General features: G+C 27.3%; 30 protein-coding genes, 1 tRNA gene and 1 pseudogene. 7 read left to right on the plus strand and 25 right to left on the minus strand.

The annotated features are described in order from the left end of the window. The first annotated feature begins 87 nt into the window (after nucleotides 1-87). Together DZ64_RS0102995 and DZ64_RS0103000 are read left to right on the plus strand one after the other, a co-directional pair. A complete protein-coding gene (locus DZ64_RS0102995; protein ID WP_024789378.1) occupies nucleotides 88-1,110 on the plus strand; it encodes a SagB/ThcOx family dehydrogenase in 1,023 nt (340 codons plus the stop codon). Continuing rightward, a complete protein-coding gene (locus DZ64_RS0103000; RefSeq protein WP_024789379.1) occupies nucleotides 1,088-1,489 on the plus strand; it encodes a SagB/ThcOx family dehydrogenase in 402 nt (133 codons plus the stop codon). Before DZ64_RS0102995 ends, DZ64_RS0103000 begins: the two co-directional genes overlap by 23 nt. Here the strand turns inward: DZ64_RS0103000 and DZ64_RS0103005 are convergent. The 8 genes from DZ64_RS0103005 to DZ64_RS0103040 form a co-directional block, all read right to left on the minus strand. Next, a complete protein-coding gene (locus DZ64_RS0103005; RefSeq protein WP_024789380.1) occupies nucleotides 1,476-2,369 on the minus strand; it encodes a hypothetical protein in 894 nt (297 codons plus the stop codon). The two genes, DZ64_RS0103000 and DZ64_RS0103005, sit on opposite strands and share 14 nt — an antisense overlap. A 1-nt stretch (nucleotide 2,370) precedes the next feature. Further along, entirely contained in the window at nucleotides 2,371-4,065 is a 1,695-nt protein-coding gene (locus DZ64_RS11365) for a mechanosensitive ion channel family protein (RefSeq protein ID WP_162147523.1), read from the minus strand. A 23-nt stretch (nucleotides 4,066-4,088) separates the two neighbouring features. Further along, nucleotides 4,089-4,706: a MarC family protein gene (locus DZ64_RS0103015; RefSeq protein ID WP_024789382.1), complete on the minus strand. Its 618-nt coding sequence runs from the start codon at nucleotides 4,704-4,706 to the stop codon at nucleotides 4,089-4,091. 120 nt (nucleotides 4,707-4,826) lie between these two features. Continuing rightward, nucleotides 4,827-6,359: an EAL domain-containing protein gene (locus tag DZ64_RS0103020; protein ID WP_024789383.1), complete on the minus strand. Its 1,533-nt coding sequence runs from the start codon at nucleotides 6,357-6,359 to the stop codon at nucleotides 4,827-4,829. 144 nt (nucleotides 6,360-6,503) lie between these two features. Next, on the minus strand, nucleotides 6,504-6,698 hold the full coding sequence (locus tag DZ64_RS0103025) for a hypothetical protein (protein WP_024789384.1): 195 nt from the start codon (nucleotides 6,696-6,698) through the stop codon (nucleotides 6,504-6,506). Between the two features lie 18 nt (nucleotides 6,699-6,716). Next, complete coding sequence (locus tag DZ64_RS0103030; protein WP_024789385.1) at nucleotides 6,717-6,896, minus strand: hypothetical protein; 180 nt, start codon at nucleotides 6,894-6,896, stop codon at nucleotides 6,717-6,719. Nucleotides 6,897-6,898: 2 nt separating this feature from the next. Further along, nucleotides 6,899-7,069, minus strand: a complete 171-nt coding sequence (locus tag DZ64_RS12235) for a hypothetical protein (protein ID WP_156922603.1) — start codon at nucleotides 7,067-7,069, stop codon at nucleotides 6,899-6,901. A 180-nt stretch (nucleotides 7,070-7,249) separates the two neighbouring features. Continuing rightward, nucleotides 7,250-7,681 (minus strand): type II toxin-antitoxin system HipA family toxin, encoded by a 432-nt coding sequence (locus DZ64_RS0103040; RefSeq protein WP_024789386.1) that lies wholly within the window; start codon nucleotides 7,679-7,681, stop codon nucleotides 7,250-7,252. 704 nt (nucleotides 7,682-8,385) lie between these two features. Here DZ64_RS0103040 and tnpA point away from each other — a divergent pair. From tnpA to DZ64_RS11370, 3 genes and pseudogenes are all read left to right on the plus strand, one after another. After that, a pseudogene (tnpA, locus tag DZ64_RS13110) lies at nucleotides 8,386-8,622 on the plus strand (IS200/IS605 family transposase); the annotation flags it as partial. A 153-nt stretch (nucleotides 8,623-8,775) separates the two neighbouring features. Continuing rightward, nucleotides 8,776-8,940: a transposase gene (locus tag DZ64_RS13115; protein ID WP_236618719.1), complete on the plus strand. Its 165-nt coding sequence runs from the start codon at nucleotides 8,776-8,778 to the stop codon at nucleotides 8,938-8,940. Between the two features lie 26 nt (nucleotides 8,941-8,966). Then, entirely contained in the window at nucleotides 8,967-9,266 is a 300-nt protein-coding gene (locus DZ64_RS11370) for a zinc ribbon domain-containing protein (protein WP_051429987.1), read from the plus strand. A gap of 330 nt (nucleotides 9,267-9,596) precedes the next feature. Here the strand turns inward: DZ64_RS11370 and DZ64_RS12240 are convergent, their stop codons facing one another. The 5 genes from DZ64_RS12240 to DZ64_RS0103090 form a co-directional block, all read right to left on the minus strand. Beyond that, nucleotides 9,597-9,755, minus strand: coding sequence for a hypothetical protein (locus DZ64_RS12240; protein ID WP_156922604.1), 159 nt, complete (start codon nucleotides 9,753-9,755; stop codon nucleotides 9,597-9,599). Continuing rightward, entirely contained in the window at nucleotides 9,752-10,090 is a 339-nt protein-coding gene (locus tag DZ64_RS0103070; protein WP_156922605.1) for a hypothetical protein, read from the minus strand. Before DZ64_RS0103070 ends, DZ64_RS12240 begins: the two co-directional genes overlap by 4 nt. A 152-nt stretch (nucleotides 10,091-10,242) precedes the next feature. Then, nucleotides 10,243-10,515, minus strand: a complete 273-nt coding sequence (locus DZ64_RS0103075) for a hypothetical protein (RefSeq protein WP_162147525.1) — start codon at nucleotides 10,513-10,515, stop codon at nucleotides 10,243-10,245. A gap of 96 nt (nucleotides 10,516-10,611) precedes the next feature. Next, nucleotides 10,612-10,827, minus strand: a complete 216-nt coding sequence (locus DZ64_RS13995) for a DUF488 family protein (RefSeq protein WP_084029311.1) — start codon at nucleotides 10,825-10,827, stop codon at nucleotides 10,612-10,614. A 76-nt stretch (nucleotides 10,828-10,903) separates the two neighbouring features. Further along, entirely contained in the window at nucleotides 10,904-11,287 is a 384-nt protein-coding gene (locus DZ64_RS0103090) for a hypothetical protein (RefSeq protein WP_156922607.1), read from the minus strand. 574 nt (nucleotides 11,288-11,861) lie between these two features. Between DZ64_RS0103090 and DZ64_RS0103105 the strand changes: the two genes are divergently transcribed. Both DZ64_RS0103105 and DZ64_RS12245 read left to right on the plus strand, forming a co-directional pair. After that, nucleotides 11,862-12,104, plus strand: coding sequence for a hypothetical protein (locus tag DZ64_RS0103105; protein ID WP_024789390.1), 243 nt, complete (start codon nucleotides 11,862-11,864; stop codon nucleotides 12,102-12,104). A gap of 215 nt (nucleotides 12,105-12,319) precedes the next feature. Then, nucleotides 12,320-12,493 carry a hypothetical protein gene (locus tag DZ64_RS12245; protein ID WP_156922608.1) on the plus strand — a complete coding sequence of 58 codons (174 nt, stop codon included), beginning with the start codon at nucleotides 12,320-12,322 and terminating at the stop codon, nucleotides 12,491-12,493. Nucleotides 12,494-12,554: 61 nt separating this feature from the next. Here the strand turns inward: DZ64_RS12245 and DZ64_RS0103115 are convergent, their stop codons facing one another. From DZ64_RS0103115 to DZ64_RS0103175, 12 genes are all read right to left on the minus strand, one after another. Then, a complete protein-coding gene (locus tag DZ64_RS0103115) occupies nucleotides 12,555-12,911 on the minus strand; it encodes a hypothetical protein (protein WP_024789391.1) in 357 nt (118 codons plus the stop codon). A gap of 231 nt (nucleotides 12,912-13,142) precedes the next feature. Then, nucleotides 13,143-13,385, minus strand: a complete 243-nt coding sequence (locus tag DZ64_RS0103120; protein WP_035003076.1) for a type II toxin-antitoxin system RelB/DinJ family antitoxin — start codon at nucleotides 13,383-13,385, stop codon at nucleotides 13,143-13,145. A 992-nt stretch (nucleotides 13,386-14,377) separates the two neighbouring features. Next, complete coding sequence (locus DZ64_RS12650; protein WP_024789393.1) at nucleotides 14,378-14,695, minus strand: transposase; 318 nt, start codon at nucleotides 14,693-14,695, stop codon at nucleotides 14,378-14,380. A gap of 386 nt (nucleotides 14,696-15,081) precedes the next feature. Next, nucleotides 15,082-16,125 (minus strand): CHASE4 domain-containing protein, encoded by a 1,044-nt coding sequence (locus DZ64_RS0103140; protein ID WP_024789394.1) that lies wholly within the window; start codon nucleotides 16,123-16,125, stop codon nucleotides 15,082-15,084. Between the two features lie 119 nt (nucleotides 16,126-16,244). Further along, nucleotides 16,245-16,335 (minus strand) — tRNA-Ser (locus DZ64_RS0103145). Between the two features lie 83 nt (nucleotides 16,336-16,418). Continuing rightward, nucleotides 16,419-16,790 carry a NifB/NifX family molybdenum-iron cluster-binding protein gene (locus DZ64_RS0103150; protein ID WP_024789395.1) on the minus strand — a complete coding sequence of 124 codons (372 nt, stop codon included), beginning with the start codon at nucleotides 16,788-16,790 and terminating at the stop codon, nucleotides 16,419-16,421. Then, nucleotides 16,787-17,164, minus strand: a complete 378-nt coding sequence (locus DZ64_RS0103155; RefSeq protein WP_024789396.1) for a NifB/NifX family molybdenum-iron cluster-binding protein — start codon at nucleotides 17,162-17,164, stop codon at nucleotides 16,787-16,789. Before DZ64_RS0103155 ends, DZ64_RS0103150 begins: the two co-directional genes overlap by 4 nt. Nucleotides 17,165-17,208: 44 nt before the next feature. Further along, entirely contained in the window at nucleotides 17,209-17,799 is a 591-nt protein-coding gene (locus DZ64_RS0103160) for a 6-carboxytetrahydropterin synthase (protein WP_024787186.1), read from the minus strand. After that, nucleotides 17,799-18,506 carry a 7-carboxy-7-deazaguanine synthase QueE gene (locus tag DZ64_RS0103165; RefSeq protein ID WP_024789397.1) on the minus strand — a complete coding sequence of 236 codons (708 nt, stop codon included), beginning with the start codon at nucleotides 18,504-18,506 and terminating at the stop codon, nucleotides 17,799-17,801. The genes DZ64_RS0103160 and DZ64_RS0103165 overlap by 1 nt, the downstream gene beginning before the upstream one ends. Further along, a complete protein-coding gene (locus DZ64_RS10555; RefSeq protein WP_236618637.1) occupies nucleotides 18,481-18,927 on the minus strand; it encodes a fumarylacetoacetate hydrolase family protein in 447 nt (148 codons plus the stop codon). The genes DZ64_RS0103165 and DZ64_RS10555 overlap by 26 nt, the downstream gene beginning before the upstream one ends. Continuing rightward, nucleotides 18,902-19,090, minus strand: coding sequence for a fumarylacetoacetate hydrolase family protein (locus DZ64_RS13120; protein WP_236618638.1), 189 nt, complete (start codon nucleotides 19,088-19,090; stop codon nucleotides 18,902-18,904). The genes DZ64_RS10555 and DZ64_RS13120 overlap by 26 nt, the downstream gene beginning before the upstream one ends. Then, on the minus strand, nucleotides 19,087-19,647 hold the full coding sequence (locus DZ64_RS0103175; RefSeq protein ID WP_024789398.1) for a flavin reductase family protein: 561 nt from the start codon (nucleotides 19,645-19,647) through the stop codon (nucleotides 19,087-19,089). Before DZ64_RS0103175 ends, DZ64_RS13120 begins: the two co-directional genes overlap by 4 nt. Nucleotides 19,648-19,691: the final 44 nt, after the last annotated feature.

The following is a 19,691-nucleotide window of genomic DNA, read 5'->3' on the forward strand; positions in this document are numbered from 1 at the left end:
AAAATGAAGCTTTTTATCTTTGTAGTTATTTTTATGAATTTTTACTATTTAGTCATTGCCGATATCATATAATAAAAAAGGGAAATAATGAAAGCAATTGATTATCATAATGAGACACGCCACTATCCAAATAAATTTGCAAAAAGCTTAGGATATTTAGACTGGGCAAATCAGCCAAACCCATATAAAGAATATATAAACGCTAAAAAAATACTGCTGCCAAATCCAAAAACAGAAAATTTACCTTATGAAAAACTATATTTAAAAAATACCCCTAAAGAAATAAACCTACAAAATTTAGCCGCTTTTTTAAGATACTCTGCCGCAGTTAACGCCAAAAAAGTTTTAGGAATGAATGAATGGTATGTAAGGGTCAATCCGTCAAGCGGAAATCTGCATCCGGAAGAGACTTATATTATTTTAAAAAACGGAGTTTACCATTTTAATGTAAAAGAGTTTTGTTTAGAAGAAATTGCAAAAGGTGAAAATCTGGTTGAAAACGGCTTTGTTTTGATTTTTACTTCAATTCCGCTTAGAGAAAGCTGGAAATACGGAGAAAGGGCACTTAGATACTGCCTGCTTGATACCGGGCATTTAATTGCGGCAGGCCGCTTTTCATCGAACCTTCTTGGCTGGAAAATGGAATATATAAACGACATTGATGAAGATAAACTAAGCACACTAATTGGTCTAAACAAAGCGAAATTTTATAAAAATGAAGATGAAATATTTGAAGCGGCTTTTTATGTTTATACAAATAACAAGCCGAAAATAAATTTTAAAAATTTTAAAAATTTAGATTATCATTTAGAATACAAAAAAATAGCAAATGATTCAGTAAGATGGGATATAATTTTTGAAACAGCTAAAAATTTAAAAAGAAAAGAAAATTTTCAAACCGCACTTTTAGATGAAAAACCGGAATTTTTACCATCTCCTTTTAACGCATATGAAATAATTGATAACAGAAGAAGTGCACTGGGGTTTGAAAAAAAATATATAGAAAAAAAAGATTTTTTTGATATTTTGGATAAAACACTTCCAAGAAATATATCTCCTTTTGATGTAAAAGTTACTCTAAACAGAGTTGATTTTTGTAAACAGGGTTGACGGAATTGAAGAAGGGATTTATTATTTTTCTAGAAAAGAAAATTCCCTTACCCAAATTCATAAAGGTGATTTCAGTGAGGCTAGTAAATTTGCGAACTGCATTCAGGATTTGGGAAAAGACTCAGCATTTACTATTAATATGGTATCGCAAAAACCCAAAAAAGAGTATGAATATAAACTGTTAAATTTTGAAGCGGGAATAATAGGAGAGGTTTTATATCTTGAAGCCGAAGCCAAAAATTTAAGAGGTTGTGGTATCGGATGCTTTTTTGACAATTTAATTACTGAAGAGATTTTAAATAATGTTAATTATTTGGCACTTTACGGATTCAGTGTAGGAAGCCCGAAAACTGATGGGAGGATAGTTAAGCTAAATTGAGCCTGTCCTCTTTTTTTTCCATTACATAATGAAAAATACTCAAAATTCCAAAAGCCGGTGCATAAAAATTTAAAACCGGAATAAAGTTTAAAATTACACTTAAAATACAAAAAGCCCAGATTTTCTTTTTATCAATTTCTTCTTTTCCAAAAAGCATAAAAACACTCTGTAGCAGTGATTCTTTAATCAAAACCGCCCAGAGAAAAACAATTATTAAAATATTTACAAAAGGAACAAACATCAAAGGATAAAAAATTATCATTCCAAATAAAAATATTAGAAAATCCCTTATGTTTATAAAAATAATTTTTAATAGATTAAATTCTTTTTTAGTATCAACCTGAGGATACTGCCCTTCTTTTATCTCTTCTAAAATTTTCACGCTGAAAATTAAAAAAATAAAATAAAAAGCCGCAATATAAAAAGAATAAAACATAAATGCCAAAAGTATATTCGAGACTGCCTCTTCAATGCTCTGATATGGAAAAATTCTGAGAAGATTTTTTACATAGCCTGAAATTGCAGAATGATAAACAAAAAAAACAAATGTCCAAAAAAAAGTTATGATACTTACAAGTGCAATTGAAGAAAATATATTTTTAAAAAATCTGCCGAATAAAGAATAAATGATTCCCAAACTTGCCAAAATAATTTGTATCCACACAATCATTATAATAAACTGGCTTCCTGCGTTTTGTAAAAATTTAAAAGGCATAATGGAAATCAGGAAATTTGTTAATATTAATCCCCTGTTCCAAAACCACAAAGCCATAATAATCCAAAAAGCCGCCAAAACACTGCCTAAAACAATAGATAATTTTTGCATTTTTGTATTTTTTAAATCCTTAAATGCTTCACTTATTGAATAAAGAAATTCCATATCAATCCTTTTTTATTTTAATTTCAAACGGTACTGTGTCTTTTATATGCAAATCCTGCTGAGGAAAAGGAATTGTAATTCCAGCTTCATTTAATGCATTATAAACTACTTTTAAAAATTTGCTTCTTGTTCTTCTTGGCATCATAGCATATTCACCTCTTACCCAGACAAACAGTTCAAAATTTAAGCTGCTATCTGCCATTTCTATAAAAACAACCAACGGTTTATATTGCTCTTTTCTTAAAAAAGGGAGAGACGATTTATCTATAGCTTCAAGAACTATTTTTTCAACTTTTTCTATATTGCTCCCGTAAGCCACTCCAAAAGGAATTCTAAATCTAACAATTTCATCTCCAAGTGTCCAGTTTATAACCTTGTTTTGTATAAAATCCTGATTGGGAATAATTAAATCAATGTTGTCATTTGTTCTTATTACAGTCGAGCGCATTGAAATGTCTATAACTTTTCCTCTTGTATTTTCATCAATCTCAATATAATCATCCACTTTTATCGTTTTTTCAAACATTAATATAATTCCGCTTACAAAATTACTTACTATATTTTGAAGCCCAAAACCGATACCAACTGAAAGTGCTCCGGCAATTATTGCAAGGGAGCTTAAATCGAGTCCGGCTATTTTAAGGGAAAAAATAAAAGAAAGAAAAATAATTGTGTAATATCCTATATTTGCAAGCAGCGTTGCGCTTGAATAAGAAATTTCATATTTCTTTCTAAGTGAATAAATCAGTTTTTTATAATATTTGCCGATAAACCAGCCTATAAATAAAATAAAAATAACTAATACTAAATCAAGAGGCGTTATAAAATTGTTTCCTATTTTGAAAAGGGGATATTTAATTAAAGAAATAAATTTTTCTAACGTATGTTCCAACTCTTTTTTTGAATTATAAATGATAGCTTTTGTCCCAAATCTGAATGTTTCAAAATCATTTATTATTTCTCCTAATTCATTTAAATCAAGTTTATTGGCATAATAATCTATACTTTGGGCTGTTTTAAAGGCAGTTTTATCTTTATTTTTTAATTCATCAAGAAACAATATTAAATAATTTTTTAAAAGATTTTTATATATGTTTTTTTGTTTTTGAATATTTATGTTTATAAGATTTTGTATGTTTTCAATATTTTTTTCGTTATTTAAAATCTGCCATTTTTGAAGATTTATTTTTAATTTTTCAAGCTCTTTTTGTTTGTCATTCAACAGCTTATTCCAATAATTAATATTATTTTTAGCTAAATTTGTATCAAATTTAATATCAAAAAGTTTTTGATAAACTTCTTTTTCAATATTTTGAAAATTTTTATCTATATAGTCATATTTTTTATTGTATATATCTAAAAGCTTTTGATAATACAATGTCTGAAGTTTGGAAGTTATATCGTTATCTGATGAAAGAATATCTATTTTTTTATTAGTTTCTTTTATAATGGAAGGCAGATTATTATATTCTTTTTTTAAATCAACCAATTTAAAAAATAGTGATAAATATTCATTTTGATTTGAAATATTTAAATCAAGAACAGGATTATTATAATTCAATTCTTTTATTTTTTTAACTAAAGCTAAATCTAAGGTATAATCAGGTGAATTTTTATTTATCTGTTTTACAAGCCCGTTTAAATCACCGCCAAACAGATTAATAAAAAATAAAAATAAAATAAAAACAAATCTCATTATTTTTTTCTTTCGAATTAAATTTAAGATATTAACCATAACGCCTTAACGCCTCCTATTAAAAACAAAAATGAAATAGCGCCTATTATAAGCCCCATAAGCCTTGTAACTATTTTAATTCCGTTAACACCTAAAAATTTCGAAATAAAAGAAGCATTTTTTAAAGTAATATAAACAATCAATGCAGATAAAACAATGGCTGTAAACAAAACACCTTTGTCAATCAGCTTTTTACTTTTTTCACTCAAAACAATAATTGTGGTTATTACCCCCGGACCAAACAATATAGGGATAGCAAGAGGAATAATAGCAATATTATCTTTTTCCTGAGCCGCTTCATGCTCATCTTTTGTGGTATTCGTAGGAGAAATTTCTTTACCCTGAATCATATTCAAAGCAATAATCAAAAGCACCACCCCGCCTATAGCTTTAATAGAAGGCAGATTAATACCGAATATTTTAAGAACCCATCCACCTGCAATCATTGTAATAACAGAAGCTATAAAAACAGTAATAGAAGCCTTTTTTGAAACATAAGCAATGTCAGAATATTTTACTAAACTTATCATTATTGCAGCAGCTGCAATTGGATTTAAAATCGTAATTAAAGAAATAGTATCAAAAAGGATAGCTTTTAGCATTAACGGCCTTTTTGATAATTATACAAAAAAAAAGAAGAATTAGTAGATAATTTTAGCTACCACTCTTCTGTTTTTAGCTCTTCCTTCAGATGTATCATTTTTCCTTAAAAAAAGGACAAATTACATATTATTTTTTAAATATTCAAGAGCCTCTTCAAAAGGCATAGGTTTTGCAAAATAATATCCCTGAATATAATCTACACCCAATTCTTTTAAAATATCCAGCTGTTCTTTTGTTTCAACGCCTTCTGCAATTGTTTTTACATTTAACATTTTTGCAAACAAGGTAATGGTAGAAACAACTATTTTAATTCTTTCTTCAAATATTTTATCAATAAAACTTTTATCAATTTTTAATATATCAAAATCAATACTTACACTTTGTTTAATATTTGAATATGCAACCCCAAAATCATCTATTTCAAATTTAACCCCAACCTCTTTTAACTTTTTAACAAAGTCTTTAGTTAACTGAGTATCTTCAATAGATTCCCTCTCTGTTATTTCCAAAGAAAAATTTTTAAAGTTTAATTCGTTTGATATTACTTCGTTTTTAAAAAATTCTAAAAAATCACTTTCCATATCAAGTTTTGAAATATTAATAGAAACTCCTATATCAGGATTTACAGTTTTAAAAATTTTTAAATGTTTAACTGCATTTTCTACTACAATTTTTGTAATTTCAGGAACAATTTGAAGCTCGGTTGCTATATTCATCAGTTTTTCCATATTAATAAATTTTCCGTTGTCTTTTAGCCTTGAAAGCGCTTCAAACTGAACTACTTCATATGTGTTTATATCAACAATCGGCTGAAAATATACTTCAAACAATTTTTCCCTGATGGCTTTAAACAATAATTCTTTTAAATGAACCCTGTATTGAACTTCCTCATGCATCCAGGGTTCATAAATTACAAATTTATTGACAACATTTTTTGCAAAAACATATGCATAAATCAAACCTTCAAGAGCTTTTTCTTTTTCTATATTTCTTGAATCAACCAAACTGCCGTTTATTTCCAAATAAATTGTCTGAGCATTAATTTCAATACCTTCATTTGAAAAAATATTATAAATTCTATTTGTTATATTTTTAATAATTTCTATATTCCAAATATTTGATTTTAAAAACAGCAAAAACCTATCATCATACAATCTGTAAACTTCATCAATCTTTTTAATATGTTTTTTTAGCTCATTACCGATTTCTTTTAATAATTTATTACCAAACTCAAAACCGAAATTTGCATTAATTGAAGTAAAATCTTTTATATTAATCATACACAAAGTATATTCGCCCTCATATTCATTAAAATCTTTTTTAAATTTGTTTAAGTTTCCTAAATTTGTTATTTCATCATAAAAAGTTAAAAATTTAAGTTTTCCAATATATTTATTTTTTTCATAAGCCATCATTATTGACGTTCTGATTGATAAAATAATATTAACCATCTCTTCTGTATAAAAATCAGTAAATTCAGAATATAAATTAACAGTCAAATCATCAATCAGTCTAACAGAAATTGAAGAATAAAATCCGTTTTTTATTTGGTTGTCTTTCCATGGGGCAACCTTTTCATTTGTATAAGTATTAGGATTTATTCCTAAAATATTTCCATTATATAATGCTTCTCCGGTAGGACCTTTTGACAATACCCCGTTATTTATCTCAATGATTAAATTATTGAGACCAATTCTTTTTTATGTAAAGCATAAAAATCATTTTAAATAAGGTTTTAGTTTGTTTTCGAAAATTATACAAATTGAAAATAATTTCAGCCCAATTTGATATGGATTTTAGCCATTTTTTTGAAATATCCTTATATAAGTTGCTGAATAAAATTCTTTTATGCAGCCGTTTTTATCAACACCTACATAAAATTTATGATAAAAGATAAAATCTATATTTTCCGGAGTTGTCACTATCCCTCTTTCAATTGAATAATAATCAAGCGTATTATCAATGTCCTCTTTTATTTCAAACTTTTCCATTTTTTACTCCTTTGTGTTTTAATTTAATTCAAAATTCCCGTTTTTTTCAAGTATAACAGGAATTCCGTTGTTATCAACCGCTCTTTCTTTTCTTTTTTTATTCCAAATAAAGATAATTAGCTTATAAGCCGTAAAAAGAGTGATAAACAATAACGCCATAAACAAAAATGCGATTGCCATTTCTATATTATTATTCATTTTCAACCTTTATAAAGAACTAAATTAGGAGTTTTCCATTTGCACGAATAGCATATATCAAACGCCTTTTTATGCAAAATCTGAGAACACTCTGCCTGAATATCATAATTTGGCAGATACTTGCTTGTGAATGCAAATAACAAAAACGGAATTAAAAAAAATAATTTCTTCATTGTTTTACCTCCATCGGCACAAAATCGTTTACTTCTAAACAAGCATTTATACATCTTTTATCATTAACTATATAAGAGATTAGATTTACAAATTCTTTATTAATTCCTAATTTTACTGCTCTTTTTTTAAACTCTAAAAATTTATTTCCTATTTCCTCAACAATTGAATTAACTTCCTTTTCAGAAATATAAATTTTTTAGTTCAATATCATCTGTTTTACCGTTTATTGTCATTTGATGATGTTTTGTATAACCCGTTCCAAATGCGTATGTAATATCATACGCAGGGGATAGACGCCAATTTCCATTTTTATCCATCATAAAGGAAAAATTTTTTGCGTGGTCGTCTTGATTTCTTCCTATAATATTAAAAACCATTCTTTTAAACAATTCTTTTATTTGAGAATAATCCTGTGTCAAATAATCGGTTAAATTCAATACGCTTAAATAACTGTAATGAGCCGGTATCCTGAAATCCAGATGTTCCATTGTAGCAATGGTATGAAGATGTAATTTTTCATTATTTTCTTTTCTGTCAAATCTTTTAACAGCGTAATGGATTAACCCGTTTTTATCATAAATCAAATCTATTTCAGGAACGTCTATGCCCACTTCCTTTTAAGCGGTGGAGAAAATATTTATTCTGATGAATATAAATTTAATTAAAAAAGATATTATAGATAAACAAAATAATATATATTATTTTCAAGACCCGTTTTTTGAGGGTTAAAGAAGAATATATTTTTATGATTATTTAAATAAGTTAAAATCATTCTAGTGATGGTATACTGAGAGGGAGAGGGGAACTCCCTCTTGGTATCTTGCTACCACAATTATAGCATAAATTTTTCTCTTCCTCAAAATTACTTTTTAATTGTTTATCGTGTTTTGGTTTGTGTTTGGTCTGTCTGGCTTTACCAATAAAGCAAATATTAAAGCTCCTGTTGCAAATAAAGCCCAAAATATATAAATACTCATATTTTATTTTCGTGGCGTGGTTTGTGTTTACTTGTTTGAATTACTGAATATATTGCTAATATTGCTAATATCACTCCAAAAGTAGTCCAGATTATATGTCCCATTTGCTTTTCCTTTCCAAGTATATACCTGATAGTATTAAAATTAATCCTAATATTGCATCTACCCAGTTGATTATTTGGATATTTGATAGACTTATTCCATAACCAAAAACGCCGTAAAGCCCTTGCCTTTAGGCATAGGGATATAAGGCGATAAAAGAGTTGATAGGAAATTTAATTTCCTTGAAACTCTTTTATTAATTTGTATTATATTAAATAATTTGATATAATACAAATATGAAATGCGTAGATAAATATAAATCAAATAGAAATATTGTTTATTCCTGCAAATATCACATTGTTTGGTGCCCTAAATACAGGAGAAAAATATTAGTTGGAGAAGTAGAAAAAAGATTAAAAGAAAATAAAGAAGTAGCTAAAGAGTGTGATGTAGAAATAATAGAAATGGAAACTGATAAAGACCACATTCATATTATTTATGATGTTGACCCTCAATTTGGAAATAATAAATATAAAATAGATAACAATATTATCTGGCTTAACGGCTATAAGTTTAAATTCTGGTTAAGCAGAGAAATAGACGGAAAAATAAAAACTGTAACCGTTAAGCGAGATAATATCGGGGATTATTGGATTTGTATAATCAGTGCCACATCGGGTAAAATCGTGGGCATTGATTTTGGATTGAAAACTTTTCTAACTTTATCAGATGGAACACAAATCCAAGCTCCAAGATATTATCTCCAAACCTTAAAAGAACTTCAAAAACTTCAAAAACAGCATTCTAAAAAGAAAAAATCATCTAAAAATAGAGAGAATATGAATATATAGCAATAGAAGATTTAAATTTAAAAGCAATGCAAAAGTTATGGGGTAAAAAAACTATCGATTATGCTTTTAGCGAATTTGTAAATATTCTCTCTTATAAAGTAAATGTTATAAAAATAGACAGATATTATCCTTCGAGTAAAACCTGTTCTAACTGCGGATATGTAAAAGAGGATTTAAACTTAAAAGAGAGAGTTTGGATATGTCCTGTATGTAAGACAAAACACGATAGAGACATAAACGCAAGTATAAATATTTGCAAGGTTGGGGCATCAACCTTTGGCATAGATGGTGTAAGACCTATTATTAAACAGGCTACCATCGCTTAAAGCCAGAATCCCCCGCCTTTAGGCGTGGGGAGTATGTCAAAAAAAATCCAAGTCCAATATTTTTAAAAATTTCTCCTCGTGTTTCTATATCATACCACATTTTTTTGATTATTTTCATATTATGACCTCTTCTCTTGCTTGTTTTTAATATTTTGTATTTTAATCGTGGTAGGTTATAGAGTGGTTGTTCCACTACCGCAAGTGGCGGTAGGGTGGGGATATGCGGTTAGATTACCGCAAGGTGTAGAAAATGAGATTAATTATTATTCTCATTTTGGTAGCGGTGGTGGCGACACCGCTCTACTAAAAAGTGCGGGTTTTCTCCCGTGCTTACCTACCACAATTATAGCATAAATTTTTCTCTTCCTCAAAATTACTTTTTAATTGTTTATCGTGTTTTGGTTTATGTTTAACATCGCTATTAAAAATTATTATTATTCCGATTAGTGTTATTAATCCTCCAATTATTCCCAATAATATTCCATTCATTGTAAATCCTCCAATTTGTCAGTTTCTATTTTTAATTTCCAAGTTAAATATAAAACTATAACTATTATAGCAATAAATCCAAAAGTTACTAATAATTGTTTAAAAAAAGGCAATTTATCAAATGCGTTAAAAATAAAAGCTATCATACCAAATAATGCAGTTAAAACAATTCCCCAAGCTAATCGGTAATTTGATACTTTTTCTTTTTCTTTCTCTAATTGGCTCATATTATCCTCTCTTCTTTTGCTTGTTTTAAATATTTTGTATTTTAATCGTGGTAGGTTACCATCGGCTAATCCGGCAAGGGTGGCGGGTAGGGAGTTGGGATAGCCCAACTGAAAGGTAGCCGATGGATAGGATAGTTATAGTCCTATTGATAGTGACTCTTGCCCTGTATCTCCTACACAATTATATCACAAATTTTTTTATTACTCATAATTTATTCTTAAAAGATTTTATTTTTACTTTTTTATTTTCCATCTTTTTTTTATTTTCTCTTTAAAAGTTCTATTGAAAAAAACTCTTTTAATTTAAACGTAGGAGCTTCTCCTTTTATTAACCCTTCTAATTTTTCATCTTCTTTTTCCTGTTGTTTATATTTCAAAATGGTTGTTATATAATCGTCTGTATAGGTAATATAATATTTTCTGACATTATAAAGGAACTCTTTTGGAGTTAGGATTTTTTCTTTTAACATATAAGCAATATCATAAAAATCCCTTATTTTAGTTACCTTCTTTTGTAAAAATATTATATGCAATATCCCTGTTTCTTAATATATAGGCTTCATTTAATTTCTCTTTTTCGGATATATTCTCAAATAAGTTTTTTTCAGGCAAAAATTTTTTATATTTTTTTATAAGCTTTTCTTCAAGTTAGATATTAATTTATCCGGATAAATATACTTAATTTGTTTCTTAAAAATCTTGAAATTGTTTTTCTTTAAGAAAAAAAATAAATTTTCCTTATCAAACCAATCAACATATTTTGAATAAGGCATACTCCTAACATCAATAACTATATCAATATCATATTTTTTTAGTAAATTAGTAAAATTATCTAATGTGTGAATAGAATGTCCTTGTAAAAATTGTTTTCATTTTTTTTTACTTTTGTGTTTAATTCAAAACAGGGGCAGCCTACCCCTCTTACCATCTGCTTATCATATTCCTGTCTATTGAACCGACCTGTCTGCTTACAGAACTGATATTTGAATTGACGCTTGCCAAATCGGCTGAGATGACTTTTTGGAGTTTTAGTATATCTCCTCTTATTGTTCCTGTACTATCGCCTAAAAGTTCTGCTATATGAACAATATTATTGCGCTCATCGCCGTTTTTGTCTATATATTTTTTCAATTCCTCAACAGCTTTGTCTATTTTGTCAAGTTTTTCTTCGTCAATATCGTCTTTGCTAAATTCTCTTTCATCTATTTTTTTCATGATGAGATTAAAGGCATTGTCACTTAGTTCTTTTTTTACTTGCATCTCCATTTCGTTTATATCCTGGGATATGAAAGACTGCATTTCCATTCTTAATCTTTCTTTTTCTTACATTTTTTCCCTGTTTTCGTAAAGATGTTTGCTTAATTTTTCGTCTAATTTTTCCGACTTTTTTCTCTCTCATTGTATCATAGCGTCTCCTTTTTTTTTAATTTATAATTAATTTATTTTATAATTCTTCTCATTAGCTTTCCTTTTTAGCAATTAAGTTTTTAAACCTGCTTTGATTTTTAAATTGTAAAAATCATCTTCAAGCTCTTTAATCCTTTGCTCGTATTCTTCTATTATTTTTTTGTATTCTTCAGTTCCCGACTTTAAGCTCTTTATTTTCTTTTTTAAGCTCCTCGTTTTCGGTTTTTAGTTCTTTGAATTTAGGCATCAGTTCAATCATTCGTTTGCGTCTTATCTCTTCCCTTTATAATTATATGAATTAAATTTCTTACAAAAAGAAAAAAAAGTATGAAATTAATGGAAATGTTTTTTTATCTTTCTCTAGATATAAAACAATCTATTATTCCTAAAAATCAAATTTAATAAATAAAGAAGTAAGGCCAATAGGTAATCAAAATATAGGTATTATAAAAAAAATTTTGTATCCTAAAAGATGGTAAATTATTTTAAACAAAAAGGTAAAAAAATACAAATCCAGCAAGAACCTATTGTAGGAATAATATTTAAAAAGAATAATAACAATATAATATATTCTTACCTTGCAAGTCATTTAAAATTTTACTATTCGCCTAAAGATATAAATAGAAATATGACTATTCCAAATGTTGAAAGAAAGAGTTTTATTGAAAATGCCATAAAAAAGAGTAATATTGCTTATTTAAATATTCAGCCTTAACAAAAACAATTTTATAGATTTTATCCTGTAAAATTTATAGGTTTTAAAAAGGTAGATTATATAACAAATTTATTAGTTAAAACGAATGAAGATATTATAACTATTTATCCTAAAAGGATACCTACTATTTTGAAAAAAGAAAAAAATATATTAATAACTATTCTTCTAATATTAATACTTCTAAAACCACATACATAAAAAATCTTTTTAAAGGATTGAAATCAATTTATGAAAAAACAAATGTAGAATTCAAATTAATAAATAAAAAAGATTATTCCATTGAAGAATTTAATTCTCAAAATATTGTAAATAAGGTTTTACAATATAAAAATGATAATGATTTGATTCCGCCTTTGGTGATTACAATCGGATCAGAAAGATTATTATGAAGACATGAAAAGAAAATTATTTAAATATGGATTTATTACTCAAAATATAATATATGAACATTTACTTACTTCTAAATATTCTGCAAATAAATAATTTACTTTTGCAAATTTTAGTTAAATATGGGATGTTTCTTGCAGTGTTATAAGAAACTCCGCTTAATTTTGCCACCTGATAAGCGTTTACCGGTTTGCCTTGTAATCTTAAAAGATTAACAGCGTTTTGAATCTTCTCTTTTGTCTTTGTAGTCTTAACAGCTCTTGCCTTTTCCGGATTTCTTAACCTGTTAATAACTTTTGACTTTGTTAGCAGTGTATTAATTGCGTTGACGATTTCGGGGTCGCTTATTTTGCCCGTTATTACTGCGTCAATCAGTCTGTTAGGCAACGTAAATTCTATGTTTTCAAGCTTTAATCTCATTTCAATCCTTTCATTTTATATTATAGTTTAACTATTTAATGTATATTATATAATAACTATAGCTAAAAATCAAGTATAAAGACTGCATACACTTAAAAAACAATAAAAAATCGTTAAAAAAATAACGAAAAAACGGCAAAAGATGACAAAAAATAATCAAAAATTTTATATTGTTATAGTTTATATATAGTCAATATATATTATAGAATAATACATATTTACCACTTTTCTTTACTTTTTCAATATCTTTTTTAAAAGATATTTGTATTTTTTTTTATTATTTTCAATGTTGTTAATTCTTTTCTCTAATTCTTTACTTGGAACTTTTAAATCAAATGGAATACCTTTCTCCATAGCAACTTTTGCTAAAAAAATATTTACAGCGTCCCCAAAAGATATTCCTAATTTTTTAAATACTTCTTTTGCTTCATCGTAAAATTCTTTTTCAACTCTTATACTGGTTTGCATTCTCATAGCAATCCTTTTTTTAATTCATTATACACCAATTGGAGTATAAAATCAAGTTTATATAGATTTGAATTGTGTTAAGTTTTAATAGAGATTTTTTATGAAAAAAATTGCAATTTTATCCACTAAATCTTTTTTCATTTCAAGATAAATTTCTTATTTTAAAATTACCATCTATTCCCAAAATAAACAGCTGGAACAATGAAACAAAAGAGAATATAAATATATTTAAGTTTTTCTATCATTTTTATTTATCGTGTTTTGGTTTGTGTTTGGTATCTGGCTTTACTAATAAAGCAAATATAAGACCTGCTAATAAAAATGCTCCAACTCCTAAGTAAGTCATTAATACATTACTCATTGTTAGCCCCTTTATTTATTAATATTATACCATTTATTTTAAATAAATTTTAGCTTTAATAACTTTACCAAATTTAGCTGTTATAATAGAAAAGGCTGTTTCAATACCTTTTCTTATTTTACTTATAACAAAATATTCTTTATCTTTTTTCATATTGTTTCTAAAAACAGGGATTTTATCAGTATTTAAACTTCTGTTGAGCTCATCTTCTATTTTACTGATTCTTCAAATTTATTATGGGAAATAAAAAAAAATAAGTGCATTTAATATTAAATAGATTTTAACGATTCAATAAAAGCAAAAAAAGATGAAAGATTAAAAAGAAATAAAAAAAATAATTGAAGACCAATTCTTTTTTATGTAAAGCATAAAAATCATTTTAAATAAGGTTTTAGTTTGTTTTCGAAAATTATACAAATTGAAAATAATTTCTAATAGGTTCTGAATACTCAAAGTAAGTTGATAATATATACTTTTTTTAAATCGTACTTAGAACCAACATATTTCATTGAATATCTAATTTGATGAATAATACAAATCCTTTTAATCCGTCAACAGAAGCTATTAAAATATCCTCTACTCCTCTGTTATTTAAATCTGTTACAAATTTTGCACCTTCATTTTATCATCTTTTATTTTAAATTATTCCAGGAGTAATTTTATCTACTATTCTTGAAATTAAGCTATCACTCATTTCTACATCATACATCTCTTTTACCTGTTTTTCTATATCTCTTAAACTCATCCCTCTCGCATACATTGCTATTATCTCATCTTCTGTCCTACTGATAGTCCTTTGGCCTTTTTTTACTATTTGAGGCTCAAATTCACTCTTTCTGTCTCTTGGAATATTTAACCTAATCTCTCCACTGTCACTACGAACTGTTTTTGAGTAATAACCATTCTTTGAAATATCATTATTCTCTACGAACTCTTCAATCTCTGCTTTTAGCATATTCTCTATCTCTTCATAAATTCTTTTATTACTTTAGATTTATTTTCTAAAATCTATATTATTTAATACCGCTTCTTTTCTCATAATATATCCTTTCATTTTATTTTTTTCTTATTCTAATTTATCTTACACAAATTTTGAAGCGGTATCCATAGTTACATACATCTTCAATTATTTCTTTTTCATTTTTAGCAATAATTAAAAATTTATTTATATTACCAAATACTATATTTAATCTTTTTAAAATTTCTTCTTTTGTATAATCTATCCAAAAACCGAATATATTTTCGCATCTGTTTTTTTGATAAAAAGTATTTTTTTATATTTTTAGAAACAGTTACAATATTTTTTTGTTTTAAAGTAATCTCTTTTGATTTATTTTGGATTTATTTTATTAAAATATTTAAAATATTTAATAAAATTTTATTGGCATAAAGCAGATTTTTTCTATAAATAGCCACACCAAAAGGTGCATATTCATCCAAAATTTTATATATTTCTTCATAGTTATAAAGTTTTTTATATAATTTTTCAAAAACAGAGGCAATTTTTTCAAATTCTTTTAAAAAATATTTATACTTTGTAACTTTTTCCAATTCTTTGATATCATCTAATCCTTTAACTAAAGTATTAAAGACAAAATCAATATCATTAATTATCTTTTTAAGAAAAATCAATCCAAAAATAAATAATAAAATTAAAACTATTATCTCAGCTAAAAACATTTTTAAAAAATATTTTTCAAAAATCAACAGTTTTTTACTGTAATCAATAGAAAGAGCCAAAATTATTTTTTTATTTATGGGATAATAAATAATTAAATTCTTGTTTTTAATGTTATATAGTCTATTTTTATTTTTTATTACAATATTAACAACAAATCCGTTTTTTTCAAAAATTTTTTTGCTTAAAATTTCATAAACTACTAATTTACCGTTTTTTTTAGTCTCATTAGTATTTGTAATATCTGTGATATAAACAAAATATATCTTATTATTTAATAAATAAACAGCAAATCCATTTTTTTTATAGTTAAAAAGAGGAAGTTTTTTTAAAATTATCTCTTTATTGTTTTTTACAGCTCTGCCGTATACTAAATTTAAATTTTTATCCAAAAACACCATGCCATCAATTCCAAGATTTAATAATGTATCTCCTCCACCGAAATTTGATTTGATAAACTCATTGTTTCTATTTTGTATAAAATTATATGCATCATCCCACTCGGCCCAATCGTTTGCAATCTTTTCTAAAAAACTTTTTTCTTTTTTTACAATAAAATCAACCTGGGATAATTTTTCCTGAACATAATCTTCAGTAAAATTATTAAACAAATTATGGTAAGAATATGAAAAAAACCCGACAATCAATAAAATGGAAATAAATACATAAAAAATATAATACTTTAGCAGCTTTTGGTAAATATTCATTATATCCCTTTTAATAATTAAATAATCCTGTTTATAAAAATACCAAAACAAATATTTATTTGATTATTAACAATAAAATGAGAAATATAAGTGACAGACACTTAATTATGAAGTTAATCTGGCGGAGAGGGCGGGATTCGAACCCGCGGTACCCTAAACGGGTACAACGCCTTAGCAGGGCGCCGGTTTCAGCCACTCACCCACCTCTCCAATTTGTGGAATAAAATTATACCAAAATTTTTATTTATTGCAAGAAATATAAAAAAGGATTTAACAAATTTTAAATCCTTTTATTAAAATCTGTGATGGGAACAGGATTTATCCAAACTCATTTTTTGGGTTTTACCTTCTAAAAATCTGTTTATTGCCTCTTCTACCGTATTTGTAGAATCATCATAATATACATCTATTCCTTCATTTATAAATCCTTCAAATGGCCTTGGACCAATTCCCGCAACAATCAAAGCATCAGCTCCGAGATTTTTAATATTGCTAACGGCATTATCACATGCCCCATCACCATGGCCTGAATTTTGAGCAAAATCAACATCTTTTATTTTTCCATTTTCAATATCAACCATTACATAAAAAGGCGCTCTTCCAAAATGCGCCCCTCTTTTAGCCATTAATCCGTCAGGAGTATTTGTAGGAATTACTATTCTCATTTTAATTCTCCTTTTATATTTTCTAAAATTTCTAATGCATTTTCTCCTGCATTTTTTCTTACTCGAATTATTTTAATTCCCTCAAGATTTAAAGCATCTTTCATATTCGGTCCGACCGCTCTTACAACAATATAATCACACCCGTCAACTTTTGATGCTTTTACATGTTTGTGATGATGGGCAACTTCATCTTCGCTGTGTTCCTCCTGATGCCCTTCTTCATGTTCGTGCTCTTCTTTTGCGTGAGTGTTTTCATTTAAAGAAAGTAATTTAAAATTATTTCCTTCATATTCAAATATTGCAAAATACGGTGCCCTGCCCGTTCTTGTTACAATTTCTAAATTTTCACCCTCTACCGGAACTGCTATTTTCATTATCATCCTTTTTTTATTTAAAATAACACAATTTTATTTATAAGTCAATTTTTAAGAGGCTTTGGATTAATAAAGTTCTCACCTTTAATAATTTTATCCCACATATAATAATCACTCCATTCCTTTTTTATCTGATCGCTGAAAATAATCTCTTTTAAATTAATTTCTCCCATATTTTCAATATTATACGCATCTTCCCTAAAACACCGGGCATATCCCGTATCCGTTTCGTGGACTATTACAGAATTAACTTTTATGTTTTTTTCATTGTTTCGAAACACAGTTAAACCTAAAACTCTATCAACCATTAAAAAGAATACCCTGCTAAACTGTTCGGCAGATGGATTTACGGGCAATATTATCCATCTTTCGCTAAATTTTTTAGCAAATTCAATATATTCGGAGTTATCATATTTCCATAATGTTATGGCATGGTCAAAACTGTCTATTAATTCTTTAATAGTAGTTTTCATAAGACCGAAATCATATACCATCCCTCCGTTATCCAAAAAATTTGATTCAAGCAAAATTTCCACTTTATAGCTGTGCCCGTGAATTGAGCGGCTGCAACGTCTGCTTGTACAGTTTCTTACAATATGTGCATTTTCAAATTTAAAAAGTTTTCTAATAATCATCAAACTCCCTTTTTTTTACCAAAAATTCTGATATGAAGCCTGTCGGAATAGCAAAAATTGTTTTTCAGACAAAATTCAAATACGCTTTTTGCATTATTTTCAAGCTTTTCTTTACTTTCTCCCATAGGCATACAGTAAATATCCAAATTTATTCCTTCGGTTATATCAAAAATTTCTTTCTTTAATTTTTCTAAATTGTTTTTATCCACAACAAATTTAAAAAAACTTTTTTTTGCGTTTTTTGCAATATTTTTTATAGCCTCTTTTTTTACTCTTTTATCATACATTTCCCCGCTGTTAGATAATTTAACACTCATAGCAAAAACAACATCTTTATATCTTGGATATTTTTCAAAATCTATATTAATAGTGGCATTTGTTTCAACGGTAATATTTCCTCCGTAATTTTCTACCAAAGGGTAAATCTGTTTATAATAAAGAATAGGCTCGCCGCCTGTAATCACCAAATCTTCATTTTTTTGTTTTAAAGAATTTATTCTGTTTATTATTTCGTCAATATCAATCTTTTTCCATTCTTTTTCGTATTTTTTATTAACGGCATAATAACTGTCACACCCCTTTTCACCAAATCCCGGACACTTAAGGTTGCATCCCCCTAGTCTTAAAAAGATACTTACTCTTCCGGCATATTTTCCCTCGCCCTGAATGGAGCGGAATATTTCAGATACAGGTAAATTCTTTTTCAATCAAAACCTTTTTGTTTTTTAAAATTCTTACTGTAAATTTATCTCCTTTTTCTACCCCTCCGACGCCTTTTGGCGTTCCGCTCATTATAATGTCTCCATCTGCAAGCCCAAAAATTTTATCAATATCTTTAACTAAAAAATCCGGCTTATAAATCATTAAAGAAACATCGCCTTTTTGGACTAATTTTCCATTTTTATAAACCTCTATTTCCAAATTTTCAGTTTCATCAATTTCAACGAAATCACTAAAAACTGCGGCATTTTTAAACGCTTTTGCCCTCTCCCATGGAAGTCCTTTTTGTTTAAGTCTGCTTTGAATTTCTCTAAGAGTTAAATCAAAACCAAAACCGACACCCACTATTTTTTTATTTTGAATTAAAAAAGAAATTTCCCCCTCATAATGCTGTTCCTTTATAATCAACTATTTTCAACTCACAACCTATCGAACAATTAGGCTTTATAAAATAAACAGGCTCACTTGGAATTTCATTATTAAGCTCTTTTATATGCTCTACATAATTTCTACCAACACACACAATTTTGCAGGGAGTTATTTTTTGATTTTCAAATTTAATTGTTTTCATCTATTATACATTTCACAAAGTCTCGCATATCCTTTTCCAACCCTTGCAACCGGTTCAAATTCTCCTTCAAAATACATTTTTTTTATTTCAAGAAAAAAAGCGACATTTACCATTTCTTCTTTTTCAAAAGTTCCGTATAATGTGGTTAAAAATGCCCTTTTACATCCTTTTACAATCGGTGGAAAATCAGCATCAATTTTTTCAAGTTCTATTCCGAATTTTTCCGCTTCGTTTACCCCGTATGGCAATACTTCGCTTGTTTTATCCATCTTTTCGGTTAGTTCAACTGGCACTAAACATACTGTCGCTTTTTTTGTCTGTTTAATATTTACCAGAGTATCTTTTGGCTCATTTATATCATGTCTTTTTTTCTTTGCCACACTTACCATAACAATGGAAGGCTCCCCGCATACACCCATAAAATAACTAAACGGAGCCAAATTAACTAATCCGTTGTTTTCTGTTACTATCCAAGCAATCGGACGGGGGATTATATTATCCGACATTAATTTGTATTTTTTAATTTTTTCAATTTTAGAAAAATCTATTATCTCCATTTTATTCTGAAAAAAATATTTTTTTTAATTTTTAATATTAAATT

Origin of the sequence: Lebetimonas sp. JH292 (assembly GCF_000523275.1) — a bacterium.
GTDB lineage: Bacteria > Campylobacterota > Campylobacteria > Campylobacterales > Nautiliaceae > Lebetimonas.

Coding starts and splice junctions, on each gene's coding strand:
- DZ64_RS0103120 (WP_035003076.1), bottom strand. CDS start 13,385: ATGAGAATGCAAACCAGTATAAGAGTTGAAAAAGAATTTTACGATGAA.
- DZ64_RS0103015 (WP_024789382.1), bottom strand. CDS start 4,706: ATGCTAAAAGCTATCCTTTTTGATACTATTTCTTTAATTACGATTTTA.
- DZ64_RS0103090 (WP_156922607.1), bottom strand. CDS start 11,287: ATGGAAATGCAGTCTTTCATATCCCAGGATATAAACGAAATGGAGATG.
- DZ64_RS0103175 (WP_024789398.1), bottom strand. CDS start 19,647: ATGGAGATAATAGATTTTTCTAAAATTGAAAAAATTAAAAAATACAAA.
- DZ64_RS11365 (WP_162147523.1), bottom strand. CDS start 4,065: ATGAGATTTGTTTTTATTTTATTTTTATTTTTTATTAATCTGTTTGGC.
- DZ64_RS0102995 (WP_024789378.1), top strand. CDS start 88: ATGAAAGCAATTGATTATCATAATGAGACACGCCACTATCCAAATAAA.
- DZ64_RS0103005 (WP_024789380.1), bottom strand. CDS start 2,369: ATGGAATTTCTTTATTCAATAAGTGAAGCATTTAAGGATTTAAAAAAT.
- DZ64_RS0103160 (WP_024787186.1), bottom strand. CDS start 17,799: ATGATTATTAGAAAACTTTTTAAATTTGAAAATGCACATATTGTAAGA.
- DZ64_RS0103115 (WP_024789391.1), bottom strand. CDS start 12,911: ATGAGATTAAAGCTTGAAAACATAGAATTTACGTTGCCTAACAGACTG.
- DZ64_RS0103140 (WP_024789394.1), bottom strand. CDS start 16,125: ATGAATATTTACCAAAAGCTGCTAAAGTATTATATTTTTTATGTATTT.
- DZ64_RS12240 (WP_156922604.1), bottom strand. CDS start 9,755: ATGAATGGAATATTATTGGGAATAATTGGAGGATTAATAACACTAATC.
- DZ64_RS12235 (WP_156922603.1), bottom strand. CDS start 7,069: ATGAAGAAATTATTTTTTTTAATTCCGTTTTTGTTATTTGCATTCACA.
- DZ64_RS13120 (WP_236618638.1), bottom strand. CDS start 19,090: ATGAAAACAATTAAATTTGAAAATCAAAAAATAACTCCCTGCAAAATT.
- DZ64_RS0103150 (WP_024789395.1), bottom strand. CDS start 16,790: ATGAGAATAGTAATTCCTACAAATACTCCTGACGGATTAATGGCTAAA.
- DZ64_RS0103155 (WP_024789396.1), bottom strand. CDS start 17,164: ATGAAAATAGCAGTTCCGGTAGAGGGTGAAAATTTAGAAATTGTAACA.
- DZ64_RS12650 (WP_024789393.1), bottom strand. CDS start 14,695: ATGCTAAAAGCAGAGATTGAAGAGTTCGTAGAGAATAATGATATTTCA.
- DZ64_RS11370 (WP_051429987.1), top strand. CDS start 8,967: ATGCAAAAGTTATGGGGTAAAAAAACTATCGATTATGCTTTTAGCGAA.
- DZ64_RS0103030 (WP_024789385.1), bottom strand. CDS start 6,896: ATGAATAATAATATAGAAATGGCAATCGCATTTTTGTTTATGGCGTTA.
- DZ64_RS0103025 (WP_024789384.1), bottom strand. CDS start 6,698: ATGGAAAAGTTTGAAATAAAAGAGGACATTGATAATACGCTTGATTAT.
- DZ64_RS0103105 (WP_024789390.1), top strand. CDS start 11,862: ATGGTAAATTATTTTAAACAAAAAGGTAAAAAAATACAAATCCAGCAA.